Genomic DNA, 12542 nt, shown 5'->3' with positions numbered 1-12542 from the left:
GTATCAGGCCAGCCCGTGGCTAAACCAATACCCGTAGAAATAGCTGGCCGCAGCAGCCACGCGCGCACGTGCCGGGCCTTGGGCCTGGCAAGCGGTGAGCGGAGTGGAAGCGAGGTGCGGCATGACGATCTCCAAAGCGAATGCCGGCCAAATTACTGCATCGCCGGCCGCCGTTCAATCACTGATTTCTATCGGCGCGTTCGGCCTTTCGCTACCATGCCGCGATGCGTTTTCAGGAACCCGTCATGTCCGAGCTTCCCCACTTCCCCTTGAGCGCCGTGGTCGCCGCCGACGAGCTGAAGCTCGCGCTGTACCTGGCCGCCATCGATCCCGCCATCGGCGGCGTGCTGATCGAAGGCCCGCGCGGCATGGCCAAGTCCACCCTGGCCCGGGGCATCGCCGACCTGCTGCCGCAAGGCATCTTCGTCACCCTGCCGCTGGGCGCCAGCGAGGAGCGCATCGTCGGCACTCTCGACCTCGATGCCGCCCTGGGCGAGGGCCGTGCGCAGTTCTCCCCCGGCGTGCTGGCCAAGGCCCACGGCGGCGTGCTCTACGTCGACGAGGTGAACCTGTTGCCGGACCACCTGGTGGACCTGCTGCTGGACGTCGCCGCCAGCGGGGTCAACCTGGTGGAGCGCGACGGCCTCTCCCACCGCCACGCCGCGCGCTTCGTACTGATCGGCACCATGAACCCCGAGGAAGGCGAGCTGCGCCCGCAACTGCTGGACCGCTTCGGCCTCAAGGTCAGCCTCGGCGGCCAGCCGCAACCGGCCGAACGCGCGGAGATCCTGCGTCGCCGCCTGGCCTTCGACGCCGATCCGCAGGGCTTCGTCGCCCAGTGGAGCGGCGAGCAGCAGGCCCTCGCCCGTCGTTGCCAGGACGCCCGCGAGCGCCTTCCCGCCATTCCCCTCGATGACGGTGCCCTGGACGCGATCGCCCAGCGTTGCTTCGACGCCGGTGTCGACGGCCTGCGCGCCGACCTGGTGTGGCTGCGCGCGGCTCGCGCCCATGCCGCCTGGCGTGGCGCGACGGCCATCGCGGACATCGATATCGACGCCGTCGAACACTTCGCCCTGGCCCATCGTCGAACCCAGGCGTCCTCCTCCACACAGCCCCCGCAGGCGTCCCCCAGTGGCGCGCAACCCCAGGCATCCGCAGGCGAAGGCCAGTGGGGCGAGCTGCCCGCCCAGCCGGTGCCCACCGACTCCCGACGCGAGTTGCCGGGCTGGCCAAAAAAGCCCTGAGCATCCGCCCGCGCCGGGTCATGGGCGCGGATGCCAGACCAGGCCCGGGAGAACTCGCCAACGGTCGCAGCGGCGCGAACCGCAGCGGCCGCGACGGCGCCATCCAGTGGCTCCCCACCCTGCTGCGCGGCCGCCCGCGCAAGGCCAGGGACCTGGTGCGCCGCCCCCGCAGCCAGCAACACGACCCGCTCTGGCTGGTGCTGGTGGATGCCTCCGCGTCCACCCGCCGCCATGGCGCCCTGTCCCGCGCCAAGGGCCTGCTGGCCGGGCTGTTCGAGGCCGCCTACCGCCAGCGCGCGCGCCTCGCCGTGCTCCACGCCACCGGCCGCGAACCCCGCTGGCTGTGGCAGGGCAGCAAGGCCTCGGCGTCGCTGCAGCAATGGCTCGATGGCCTCGGCGCCGGCGGCGGCACCCCGCTGGTCGAGGCCCTGCACCAGGCCCGTGACTGGTTGCGGCGTCGCCAGCGACAGAAGCCCTCGGAGCACCAGCGCGTGCTGATCCTCACCGACGGCCGCCTCAAGGACTGGCCCGCCCTGGAGCCACTGGGTTGCGACACGCTGCTGGTGGACATCGAAGGCGGCCCCGTCCGCCTCGGCCGCGCCCGCCAATTGGCAGCGGAACTGGATGCGGAATACCGGGCGCTGTCGGACTGAGCCGGATGCGCTCGGGATCGGTCCCGCTTGGTGGACATGAAGAGCGATGTCCACCCTACGCAGCGGGCAACCCGGTGTAACACGCAGCCCTGTAGGGTGGACCCCGCTTCACCGGTCCACCGGGCGGAGTTACAGGCGCACTCGAGCGCCACCCAAAACCGTCATCCATCTGGAAGGCACAACAGCAAGGAATGAGCATGAGCGTCAGCGGGCAGTTGAGAATGGTGACCGCCACCCGGTTGGCCGGCGAATCACGAATGGAATTGCTGCACCTCGATTACGACCTCGACACCCTGACACTGCAACTGCAAGCGCCGGGCACATCCACGGAGATACGAGTCCGCATCCCGGCCGTGGAGGGCTTCCGGCTACTGGACGAAGGCGACCTCCTGGAGTTCTGGCCGCATTGTTCCGATGGCTGGCTGCACGCGATCACCGCCGGCGGCTGGTTCGATCAGGAGCGGCTGCGCCCGGGCTTTCTGAGCGGCGACCGAGCACTTAAGGAGTACCTGGTCTCGGGCGTTGACAGATGCCTGAGCGTCCTGGCCTGGGAGGCTCCCGTCATCCTCCGGGATTGAACGCCTTCCCTCACATCCCCTGAACCCCCCGCGCCCTGGATCGTCCATCAACCAGATGGTCGAACGTCGCCCGCTCCGGGCACGTGTTAAGGTCCGCCCCTTTTCTTCCCGGAATGCCCGATGAACCAAGCCGTACCCTGCGCCGACAGCCCAGCCACCCGCCTCGCCACGCGCCTGGCGTTCTTCGTTTCCGGTTTCGGCATGGCCTGCTGGGCGCCGCTGGTGCCTTACGCCAAGGCCCGCCTGGGCATCGAGGAGGCGGTACTGGGCCTGTTGCTGCTGTGCCTGGGCGCGGGGTCGATGCTGTCGATGCCGCTGGCCGGCGGGCTGGCGGGCCGGATCGGCAGCCGCCCGGTGATCCTGGCCGGCGGCATCGGCCTGTGCTGCGCCATGCCGCTGCTGGCGGTGGCCGATTCGGGCCCGCTGCTGGCGTTCGCCCTGGCCTTGTTCGGCGCGTCCCTTGGCGCCATGGACGTGGCGATGAGCGTGCACGCCGTGGAGGTGACGCGTGACGCACCGGTGCCGCTGATGTCCGGCTTCCACGGCATGTTCAGCGTCGGTGGCTTCGCCGGTTCCCTGGGCATGACCGCCCTGCTGGCGGCCGGCCTCGCGCCCCTGCCGGCGATCCTGGTGGCCGTGGCGATCGTCGTGCTGGGCCTGGTGCTCGCGGCGCCCCGCCTGCTGCGTACTCGCTCCGGGGGTGGTGGCGCCTTCTTCGTGCGGCCCCGGGGCATCGTCCTGCTGCTCGGGGCGCTGGCGTTCGCGATGTTCCTCGCCGAAGGCGCGATGCTCGACTGGGGCGCCATCCTGCTGGTGGAGGAGCGCGGCTTCGACCCGGCGCGCGCCGGTCTCGGCTATGCGCTGTTCTCCCTGGCGATGCTGGTGGGCCGCCTGAGCGGCGACAAGCTGATCGCCCGCCTGGGCGAGCGGCGCATCCTGGTGGGGGGCGGCCTCCTGGCCACCGCAGGCTTCGCGCTTCTGCTGCTGGCCCCCCACCCGCTGCTGGCCCTGCCGGGATTCCCGCTGGTGGGGCTGGGCGCGGCCAATGTCGTGCCGGTGCTGTTCACCGCTGCGGGCCGGCAGACGGCCATGCCGGCCAATCTCGCCGTCGCCGCCCTGACCACCATCGGCTACGCCGGCGTGCTCGCGGGGCCGGCGCTGGTGGGCTTCGTCGCCCAGGGCCTGGGGCTGGTGACTGCATTCGCGCTGCTGGGGCTGCTGATGCTCTCGGCGCCGCTGACGGCGGGGCGTTTCACACGGTGATCAGAAGCGGCGCACGCCATCGCTGAACACGCCGCGTTCGTCCACGTGCCGGTTGTAGGTTGCGATGGCTTCACGGTTGGCCGGAAGCCGGGCTTGTGCCCTGCTCATTCGAGTCGTATCGGCCCTGCTCCGGACACCTTCACGCTGTCATCACGTTTCATCGCTCTCCATCACAAAGCCGCGGGGCCGGTCAGCAACTCCGGCACCGCCCGCTCTTCGACTATCCGCTCCTGCACCCAGCGCAGCACCTCCGCCTCGTCGCGGATGCGGTACCACTCGCCTTCCGGGTAGAGGCTGGCGGTGGGGCCGAGGTCGCAGGGGAACTGGCACTGGGTGCGGGTGATGTGCACGCCGCCCTCGCACTCCAGCTTGCCGGCGGCCTTGAGGGTTTCCCGCAGTTTCTTCCACAGCGGCAGCGCACCACGGCGGGTGCAGCGAGGGCCGTTGCACAGCAGCAGGCGGCGGGCATGGGGCGGGATGCAGGACCAGGCGTGGCTGGCCGGCAGTTCCGGCACGCCGACGCAGGCGAGATGCAGCTCGTGGCGCTCGACGAGGGCACAGGCGGCGCCGGCCGGGTCGCTGTCGTACTGGCCCAGCAGGCTGGCGACAAAGAGTTCCCCGGGCGCGTCGAGGCGGCCCAGCTCGTCGCGCAGCCAGTCGAGGTGCTGCGGGCCCGACTGCGGGTCGAGGTCGATCACCAGCAGCGGGCGCGGGCTGGCCTGCACGGCGCGTGTCAGCGCATCGAAGCCGGCGCCGGTGTCGACGATATCGGCGAGCGCCGCTTCACCGCGCAGGGCGGCCAACTGGCGGCGGAACAGCTCGGCGAAGGCGCCTTCGCCGAGGTCGGGCCCGGCGAACAGGACGCGGGCATAGGCAGTGGGGGTCATGGTGTTTCCAGTTGAGGGGCGAGGGCCTGCCAGAGGCCGTCCACCGAGTCGAATTCGCGGGTGACAGGAGGCAGTTCGGGGCGCTTGAGGACCAGCACCGGCAGGCCGCGTTCGCGGGCGACCTGCAGCTTGGGCTCGGTGGACTGGCTGCCGCTGTTCTTGCTGACAAGCACATCGGTGCCGAGGCGATCGAACAGCGCACGCTCCTCGTCCAGGTCGAACGGCCCGCGAGAGCCGATGACCTCGAAACGCTCGCCCGGCGCGTGCCCCTGCAGGCAGCGCACGGTCCAGTGCTGGTGGGCAGGAATCTCGCCGAGGTGCTCCAGGGGTTCGCGACCCAGGGTGAAGAAGGGCCGGCGGAAGGCGCCCAGGGTCTCGACCAGCTCGGCCCAGCCGGCGACTTCGCGCCAGTCGTCACCGGGGCCGGCGCACCAGCCGGGGCGACGCAGGGCCCAGCAGGGAATGCCGGCGAGCCCGGCAGCGCGGGCGGCGTTGTGGCTGATCTGCGCGGCATAGGGGTGGGTGGCGTCGAGCAGCAGGCCGATACCGGCTTCGTCGATGTAGCGCGCCAGCCCTTCGGCACCGCCGTAGCCGCCGACGCGTACCTGGCAGTCAAGGTCGGCCGGCACCTTGCCGAGGCCGGCGAGGCTGTAGACGTGCTCGGGGCCGAGGCGCCGGGCCAGGGCCAGGGCCTCGGTGACGCCGCCCAGCAGGAGGATGCGCGTCATGGTCGCTCCAGCGCCTGGCCGACCAGGTTGCCCTGGCGATCGATGGCGAAGACTTCCAGGACCACGCCGGCCGGCACGGTGCGGCGGGCGAAGGCCAGGGCGCGGGCGCAGACCGCATCGCCCAGGGGCACCCCGGCGGCATGCGCCAGCGCCAGCGCCTGCTGGCTGGTGTTGGTGCCGCGCATGGCGTCCTGCAGGTCGGCATCGGCGCCCAGGCCGGCGGCCCATTCGGCGAGCAGGGGCAGGTCGATGCTGGAGCTGCGGCTGTGCAGGTCCATGTGCCCGGCGGCCAGCTTGCTGATCTTGCCGAAGCCGCCGCACAGGCTGAGTCTTTCCACCGGTGCCTTGCGCAGGTGCTTGAGCACGGCGCCGGCGAAGTCGCCCATCTCGATCAGGGCGGTGTCGTCGAAGCCGTAGCGCCGGCGCATGGCGTCCTCGCTGGCATTGCCGGTGCAGGCGGCCAGGTGGGTGAAGCCGTTGGCGCGGGCGACGTCGATGCCCTGGTGGATGGAGGCAATGTAGGCCGCGCAGGAGAAGGGCCGGACGATACCCGTGGTGCCGAGGATCGACAGGCCACCGAGGATGCCCAGGCGCGGGTTCATGGTCTTCAGCGCCAGCTCGGCGCCGCCCTGCACGCAGACGGTGACTTCGAAGCCACCGGAGTGGCCGTGCTCCAGCGCGAGTTGGGTGAGGTGCTCGGTCATCATCTGCCGCGGCACCGGGTTGATCGCCGGCTCGCCCACCGCCAGGGTCAGGCCCGGCCTGGTCACGGTGCCGACGCCGGGGCCGGCGTGGAAGCGCACCCCGGGCTCGTCGGCCAGGCGCACCTGGGCGTAGATCAGCGCACCGTGGGTCACGTCCGGGTCGTCGCCGGCATCCTTGAGCGTGCCGGCCTCGGCGCCGCCGTCGATCGAGCGGCAGAACTCCAGGCGCATCAGCACCTGCTGGCCCTTGGGCAGGACGATCTCCACCGCGTCGCTCGCCACCCCGCCCAGCAGCAGGCGCGCCGCTGCCAGGCTGGTGGCGGTGGCGCAGCTGCCGGTGGTGTAGCCGCTGCGCAGGGGCGCGGGTTGCTCGGGGGTTTCGTCACGCATGGCGGGCTCGCACAGGGCAAGGCTCGGCAGCGCTGGGCCCCGCTGCGCTCGGCACCCAGCTACGCATGCTTCACCACCTCGAGGAGGGTGATGGGCAATGCCGAGCGCCAGGTGTCGAAGCCACCCAGGGGCTGGGCCTGGGCGATGGCGATGCGGGTCAGCTCGCCACCATGGGCGTCGCGGAAGGCCACCAGCACCGCCTCGCTCTGCAGGGTCACGGCGTTGGCCACCAGGCGGCCGCCGGGCTTGAGCCGGCTCCAGCACTGCTCCAGCACGCCGGGCTCGGTGACGCCGCCGCCGATGAACACCGCATCGGGCGCGGGCAGGCCATCGAGTGCGGCGGGGGCCTGGCCGGCCACCAGTTGCAGGCCGGGCACGCCGAGGGCGTCGCGGTTGTGGCGGATATGCACCTGGCGGCCTTCGTCGGCCTCGACGGCGATGGCGCGGCAGCCCGGGTGGGCACGCATCCATTCGATGCCGATGGAGCCGCTGCCGGCGCCCACGTCCCAGAGCAGTTGCCCCGGTTGCGGCGCCAGGCGCGCGAGGGTGATGGCGCGCACGTCGCGCTTGGTCAGTTGGCCGTCGTGGCGGTAGGCGTCGTCCGGCAGGCCGCAGGTCAGCGGCAGGTGGCGGGCCTGCTCGCCGGCACGGCAGTCGATGGCGACCAGGTTGAGGGCCGCGACCCGGGTGGCGGACCATTCGCCGGCGATGCCGTCGATGCGCCGTTCAGCCAGGCCGCCCAGGTGTTCCAGCACGGTCATGGCGCTGGGCCCGAAGCCCCGCTCGTCCAGCAGCGCAGCGATGGCGGCGGGGCTGTCGCCGTCGTTGCTCAGCACCAACAGGCGGGCGCCGTCATGCAGATGCAGGTTGAGCGCCGCCAACGGACGCGCCACCAGGGAGACCAGCGTGGCGTCCTGCAACGGCCAGCCCAGGCGCGCGGCGGCGAGGGAGGCGGACGAGGGGGCCGGCAGTACGCGCAGCTCCTCGGCGGGCAGCTGCCGCGCAAGGCTGGCCCCCACGCCGAACAGCATCGGGTCGCCGCTGGCCAGCACGCACACCGGCGCGCCACGACGCCGCAGCAACGGCTCCAGGGAGAAGGGGCTGGGCCAGGCGCTGCGCCGGGCGCGGATGCAGCGGGGCAGCAATTCCAGCTGGCGCGGCGCGCCCACCACCTCCTCGGCGGCCAGCAGGGCATGGCGCGCGGCCTTGCCCAGGCCGGCGTAGCCGTCCTCGCCTATCCCCACCAGCGTCAGCCAGGGCTGCATGCAGTTTTCCTCGTATCCGACCGTGCCGCGTCCATTGGGCATCCGACAACCAGCCGCATCCCACAGCCGCGCAAAGCGGGCATAATAGCGCCCTTCACCGGTTGCCGGAGCGCCCACTGCGCCCGGCCTAAGAGGGAACACGGTCAAAGCCGTGGCTGCCCCCGCAACTGTATGCAGCGAGTCCTCGCGATCCGTGCCACTGGGAAACCGGGAAGGCCGCGACGGATACCGACCTGCCAGCCAGGAGACCTGCCGGTGACACCAGTCGCGTGTGCACGCATCGAGCGGGGTGTCTCGGTGCCAGGGTTCCCTTGCGGGGGGACACGGTCGCCGCGGCAACTGACCCGGTGACCACGGTGAACCACGCTCCCTCCAGCGCTCCATCCGTCCGCCCCTCGGCCTGCCCGGGGCTGCTGCGCATCGTCCCGGCGAAGGACGGCGGCATCTGCCGCATCAAGCTGCCCTGCGGCCGTCTGCAAGCCGGTGCCGCCGAGGCCCTGGCGCTGGCCGCCCACGGGTATTCCGGCGGCGTGCTGGAGGCCACCAACCGCGCCAACCTGCAGATCCGTGGCGTGCATCCGGGCCGCGAACAGGCGCTGATCGCCGAGCTGCTGGCCATCGGCCTGGGCGCCGCGACGCCGGGTGCTGACGATGTGCGCAACCTGATGGTCAGCCCCGCCGCCGGGCTCGACCCGAGCGCGCTGCAGGACGTCCGCCCGCTGGCCACGCGCCTGTTGGCCCTGCTGGAGGACAACCCGCGCTTCCATGTGCTCTCGCCCAAGTTCGCCCTGCTGCTGGACGGCGGCGAGGCCCTGGCGATGCTCGACCACCCCAACGACATCTGGCTGGCCGCCATGGAGCCCGGCAAGGACGGCCTGTTCGCCTTCGGCCTGGCCGGCTGTCCGCCCCGCGAGGCCAGCGACGCACCCGCCCTGGCGGCGGTGCCCGGCGCCCGGGTGCCGGCCCTGGTGGAAGCGCTGCTCGAGCTCTTCCTCGAACGGGCCGCGCCGCAGCAGGCGCGCATGCGCGACCTGCTCGGCAGCCTCGGCGCCGATCAGCTGCTGGCCGAGCTGCGCCAGCGCCTGCCCTTCCCCCTGCAGGACGCCGGTGGCTGGCGCCGCGCCGCCACCGACCTGCGCCCCATCGGCGTGCTGCCGCAGGCGCAGGCTGGGCTGTGGCTGGTCGGCGCACTCCCGCCTCTGGGGCGCCTGCAGGCCGGCCAGTTGCTGGCCCTCACCGAACTGGCCCGGCGCCACGGCGACGGCAACCTGCACATGACGCCCTGGCAATCCGTGCTGCTGCCCAACGTGCCGGAACGGGAAACCGCCCCGCTGCTGGCCGGGCTCGCCGCCCTGGGCCTGTGCACCGAGGCCGACGCGCCACTGGCGCGCCTCCAGGCCTGCACCGGGTCGGCCGGCTGCGCCAAGGGCCTGGCCGACACCAAGGCCGACGCCCTGACCCTCGCCGCCACACTGCCCGACGGCGCGCGGGTGCACCTGTGCGGCTGCCCGCGCTCCTGCGCCGCCGCCCATGTGGCGCCGCTGACCCTGCTGGCCACGGGCGACGGCCACTACGACCTCTATCGACGCGACGACGGCGCCGGTGGCTTCGGCCGCCCGCTGGCGCGCGACCTGGACATACACGCGGCGGCCGCCTGGCTGGCCGCCGCGCCTGACAGCTGGAGCTCCACCGAATGATCGATTACATCCGCGATGGTCAGGAGATCTATCGCCATTCCTTCTCCATCATCCGCGCCGAGGCGGACCTCTCCGCCATCCCGCCGGACCTGGAGAAGCTCGCCGTGCGCGTGATCCACGCCTGCGGCATGGTCGACGTGGTGCAGGACCTGCGCTTCTCCCCCGGCGCCGGTGCCGCCGGCCGCGCGGCCATCGCCGCCGGCGCACCGATCCTCTGCGACGCGCGCATGGTGGCCGAGGGCGTGACCCGTGCGCGCCTGCCGGCGAACAACGAGGTGATCTGCACCCTCAACGATGCCGGCGTGCCGGAGCTCGCCCGCACGCTGGGCAACACCCGCTCGGCGGTGGCCCTGGAACACTGGCGGGAACGCCTGGAAGGCAGCGTGGTGGTGATCGGCAACGCCCCCACCGCGCTGTTCTACCTGCTGGAGATGCTCGACGCCGGCGCGCCGAAGCCGGCGCTGATCCTCGGCTTCCCGGTGGGCTTCGTCGGCGCGGCGGAATCCAAGGACATGCTCGCCGCCGACAGCCGTGGCGTGCCCTACGTGATCGTGCGCGGGCGCCGTGGCGGTAGCGCGATGGCCGCAGCGGCGATCAACGCCCTGGCCACGGAGGTGGAGTGATGGGTGCACAGGAACGCGCCGGCAAGGGCCGCCTGATCGGCCTGGGTGTCGGCCCCGGCGACCCCGAGCTGATCACCCTCAAGGCCTTGCGCCTGCTGCAGTCGGCCCCGGTGGTCGGCTACTTCGTGGCCAAGGCGAAGGCCAACCTGGGCCAGGGCGGCAATGCCTTCGGCATCATCGAGCAGCACCTGGTGGAGTCGCAGCAGCGCATGCCGCTGGTCTACCCGGTGACCACCGAGAAGCTGGAGCCGCCGCTGTCCTACGAGGATGTGATCAGCGACTTCTACGACACCGCCGCCGAGCAGGTGGCCCAGCACCTGGAGGCCGGGCGCGACGTGGCGGTGATCTGCGAGGGCGACCCGTTCTTCTACGGCTCCTACATGTACCTGCACGACCGCCTGGCCGGGCGCTACGAAGCCGAGGTGGTGCCGGGCGTGTGCTCCATGCTGGGCAGCGCCGCGGTGCTCGGCCTGCCGCTGGTGTACCGCAACCAGAGCCTGTCGGTGCTCTCCGGCGTGCTGCCGGAGGATGAACTGAAGACGCGCCTGGCGGACGCCGAGGCGGCGGTGGTGATGAAGCTCGGGCGCAACTTCGACAAGGTGCGCCGGGTGCTCGGCGAACTGGGCCTGGACGGCCGCGCCCATTACGTGGAGCGCGCCACCATGAGCAACCAGCGCATCCTGCCGCTGCATGAGGTGGACCCGATGGCCTCGCCCTACTTCTCGATGATCCTGGTCCCCGGCCAGAAGTGGAGAGGCTGATGGACCCACGCAAGGCCCCGGCCATCCTGCTGCTCGGCAGCGGCGGCCTGCCCGTCGCCCGGCGCATCCAGGCGCTTTATCCACAGGCACGCGTGCTCGGCCTGGCCGGGCGCGTCGAGGGTGCCGACGCGACCTACGCCGAGTTCGGCGAGACCTTGCGCGGGCTCTACCGCGACGACAGGCCGATCATCGCCCTGTGCGCGGCCGGCATCCTCATCCGCGGCCTCGCCGCGCAGCTGGCCAGCAAGGGCGCCGAGCCGCCGGTGCTGGCGGTGGCCGAGGACGGCAGCGCCGTGGTGCCGCTGCTGGGCGGGCTCGGCGGGGTCAACCGCATGGCCCGCGAGATCGCCGCGCAGCTGGAAGTGGCCCCGGCCATCACCACCAGCGGCGAACTGCGCTTCGGCACCTGCCTGCTGGAACCGCCAGCGGGCTATGCCCTGGCCGATATCGAGCAGGGCAAGCGCTTCGTCTCCGACCTGCTGGGCGGCGAGTCCGTCCGCGTCGAGGGCGAGGCGCCCTGGCTGGAGGCGGCCAACCTGCCCCTGGCGGAACAGGCCCGGCGGGTCATCCATGTCACCGCCGAGCAACGCGTGGAGGCCCGCGACGAGCTGCTGATCCACCCCCGCGTGGTGGCCGCGCGCATCGACGGTGATGCGGATGCAGCCGGCGTGCGCCAGGCCCTGGCGACCGCCGGGCTGGCCAGTGGCGCCCTCGCCTGCCTGCTGGCCGCCCCCGCACGCATGACCGATGCCGCGCTGGCCAGCTGCGCCGACGAACTCGGCGTGCCGCTGCGCTTCCTGGTCGACGAGACGGCGCTGCCGCCCCTGCACCAGCACCTCTCGGGCATCCGCCTGTACCGCGCCGCGCAGCCGCTGGAGGTGGAGCGCATCGGCCGGCGCCGTGGCCGCCTGACGGTGGTGGGCCTGGGCCCGGGCGCCGCCGAGTTCATGGTCCCGGCCACCCGCCGCGCCCTGGACGAGGCCGAGGACCTGCTGGGCTACGAAACCTACATCCGCATGGCCGGGCCCTTCCGCCCGGAGCAGGTGCTGCACTGCACCGACAACCGCGAGGAACTGCAACGCGCCCGCCACGCCTTCGAGCTGGCCGCCAGCGGCCGCCGGGTGGTGGTGGTGTCCTCGGGCGACCCGGGCGTCTTCGCCATGGCCGCCGCCGTGCTCGAAGCCCTGGACGACAACCGTGACCCGCGCTGGCTGCAGGTGGAGCTGCAGGTGTTCCCCGGGGTCTCCGCCGCCCTGGCCACCGCCGCCAAGGCCGGCGCCCCCCTGGGCCACGATTTCTGCCTGATCTCGCTCTCGGACAACCTCAAGCCCTGGGAGGTGATCGAGCAGCGCCTGGACCACGCCGGCGCCGCCGACCTGGCCATGGCCTTCTACAACCCCATCTCCAGGGCACGCCCCTGGCAGCTGGCGCGCGCCCTGGAAATCGTCGCGCGCCATCGCCGCCCGGAAACCGTGGTCGTGCTGGGCCGTGACATCGGTCGCCCGGCAGAAGCGCTGACCCTCACCAGCCTCGGCGAACTGCGCCCGGAGCAGGTGGACATGCGCACCCTGGTGATCATCGGCTCGTCCCTCACCCGGCGCATTCCCCGCCCCGACGGCCAGGACTGGGTGTACACGCCGCGCTGGTATCGCTGAGGCGACACCCGCGCCTGGCAGGGGCCGACGGGGACGTGCGGTTCGGCATGACCGGCCGCCCCTTTCCTGCACGCCGACGTTGCAAATCCCCGCG

13 protein-coding genes and 1 riboswitch are annotated in these 12542 nt (G+C 72.2%); of the genes, 8 read left to right on the top strand and 5 right to left on the bottom strand.

Going from position 1 to position 12542, the window contains the following annotated elements:
* Nucleotides 1-245: 245 nt before the first annotated feature.
* The 4 genes from PHLH3_RS03630 (at nt 246) to PHLH3_RS03615 (ending at nt 3738) form a co-directional block, all read left to right on the top strand.
* Nucleotides 246-1244 (top strand): AAA family ATPase, encoded by a 999-nt coding sequence (locus PHLH3_RS03630; protein WP_213628233.1) that lies wholly within the window; start codon nt 246-248, stop codon nt 1242-1244.
* Between the two features lie 20 nt (nt 1245-1264).
* A complete protein-coding gene (locus tag PHLH3_RS03625) occupies nt 1265-1897 on the top strand; it encodes a VWA domain-containing protein (protein ID WP_213628232.1) in 633 nt (210 codons plus the stop codon).
* Nucleotides 1898-2094: 197 nt separating this feature from the next.
* Nucleotides 2095-2475 carry a hypothetical protein gene (locus tag PHLH3_RS03620; RefSeq protein WP_197970209.1) on the top strand — a complete coding sequence of 127 codons (381 nt, stop codon included), beginning with the start codon at nt 2095-2097 and terminating at the stop codon, nt 2473-2475.
* Between the two features lie 120 nt (nt 2476-2595).
* Nucleotides 2596-3738 (top strand): MFS transporter, encoded by a 1143-nt coding sequence (locus tag PHLH3_RS03615; protein WP_213628231.1) that lies wholly within the window; start codon nt 2596-2598, stop codon nt 3736-3738.
* Here PHLH3_RS03615 and PHLH3_RS03610 read toward each other — a convergent pair whose 3' ends face one another.
* The 5 genes from PHLH3_RS03610 to cbiE form a co-directional block, all read right to left on the bottom strand.
* Nucleotides 3739-3846, bottom strand: coding sequence for a type II toxin-antitoxin system CcdA family antitoxin (locus PHLH3_RS03610; protein WP_213628230.1), 108 nt, complete (start codon nt 3844-3846; stop codon nt 3739-3741).
* A gap of 62 nt (nt 3847-3908) precedes the next feature.
* A complete protein-coding gene (locus tag PHLH3_RS03605) occupies nt 3909-4625 on the bottom strand; it encodes a (2Fe-2S) ferredoxin domain-containing protein (protein WP_213628229.1) in 717 nt (238 codons plus the stop codon).
* Nucleotides 4622-5353 carry a cobalt-precorrin-6A reductase gene (locus tag PHLH3_RS03600; protein WP_213628228.1) on the bottom strand — a complete coding sequence of 244 codons (732 nt, stop codon included), beginning with the start codon at nt 5351-5353 and terminating at the stop codon, nt 4622-4624. The genes PHLH3_RS03605 and PHLH3_RS03600 overlap by 4 nt, the downstream gene beginning before the upstream one ends.
* The gene (locus tag PHLH3_RS03595) at nt 5350-6447 is read right to left on the bottom strand and encodes a cobalt-precorrin-5B (C(1))-methyltransferase (RefSeq protein WP_213628227.1); all 1098 of its coding nucleotides are present in this window, start codon (nt 6445-6447) and stop codon (nt 5350-5352) included. The genes PHLH3_RS03600 and PHLH3_RS03595 overlap by 4 nt, the downstream gene beginning before the upstream one ends.
* Before the next feature lie 59 nt (nt 6448-6506).
* The gene (gene cbiE / locus PHLH3_RS03590; protein WP_213628226.1) at nt 6507-7712 is read right to left on the bottom strand and encodes a precorrin-6y C5,15-methyltransferase (decarboxylating) subunit CbiE; all 1206 of its coding nucleotides are present in this window, start codon (nt 7710-7712) and stop codon (nt 6507-6509) included.
* Between the two features lie 81 nt (nt 7713-7793).
* A riboswitch (cobalamin riboswitch) is annotated at nt 7794-7984 on the top strand.
* A gap of 84 nt (nt 7985-8068) precedes the next feature.
* Between cbiE and cobG the strand changes: the two genes are divergently transcribed.
* The 4 genes from cobG to cobJ are packed head-to-tail and all read left to right on the top strand — an operon-like array spanning nt 8069 to nt 12448.
* Entirely contained in the window at nt 8069-9409 is a 1341-nt protein-coding gene (cobG, locus tag PHLH3_RS03585) for a precorrin-3B synthase (RefSeq protein ID WP_244862975.1), read from the top strand.
* Nucleotides 9406-10032, top strand: a complete 627-nt coding sequence (locus tag PHLH3_RS03580) for a precorrin-8X methylmutase (protein ID WP_213628224.1) — start codon at nt 9406-9408, stop codon at nt 10030-10032. The genes cobG and PHLH3_RS03580 overlap by 4 nt, the downstream gene beginning before the upstream one ends.
* Nucleotides 10032-10793, top strand: coding sequence for a precorrin-2 C(20)-methyltransferase (locus tag PHLH3_RS03575; protein WP_213628223.1), 762 nt, complete (start codon nt 10032-10034; stop codon nt 10791-10793). Before PHLH3_RS03580 ends, PHLH3_RS03575 begins: the two co-directional genes overlap by 1 nt.
* The gene (gene cobJ, locus PHLH3_RS03570; protein WP_213628222.1) at nt 10793-12448 is read left to right on the top strand and encodes a precorrin-3B C(17)-methyltransferase; all 1656 of its coding nucleotides are present in this window, start codon (nt 10793-10795) and stop codon (nt 12446-12448) included. Before PHLH3_RS03575 ends, cobJ begins: the two co-directional genes overlap by 1 nt.
* The last annotated feature ends 94 nt before the right edge of the window (nt 12449-12542 follow it).

This window comes from Pseudomonas sp. Pc102 (genome assembly GCF_018408275.1).
In the GTDB taxonomy this organism is placed as follows: Bacteria; Pseudomonadota; Gammaproteobacteria; order Pseudomonadales; family Pseudomonadaceae; genus Metapseudomonas; species Metapseudomonas tohonis.
Note: the sequence above shows the minus strand (reverse complement) of the source record. Positions and strands in the feature narration are given on the sequence as shown.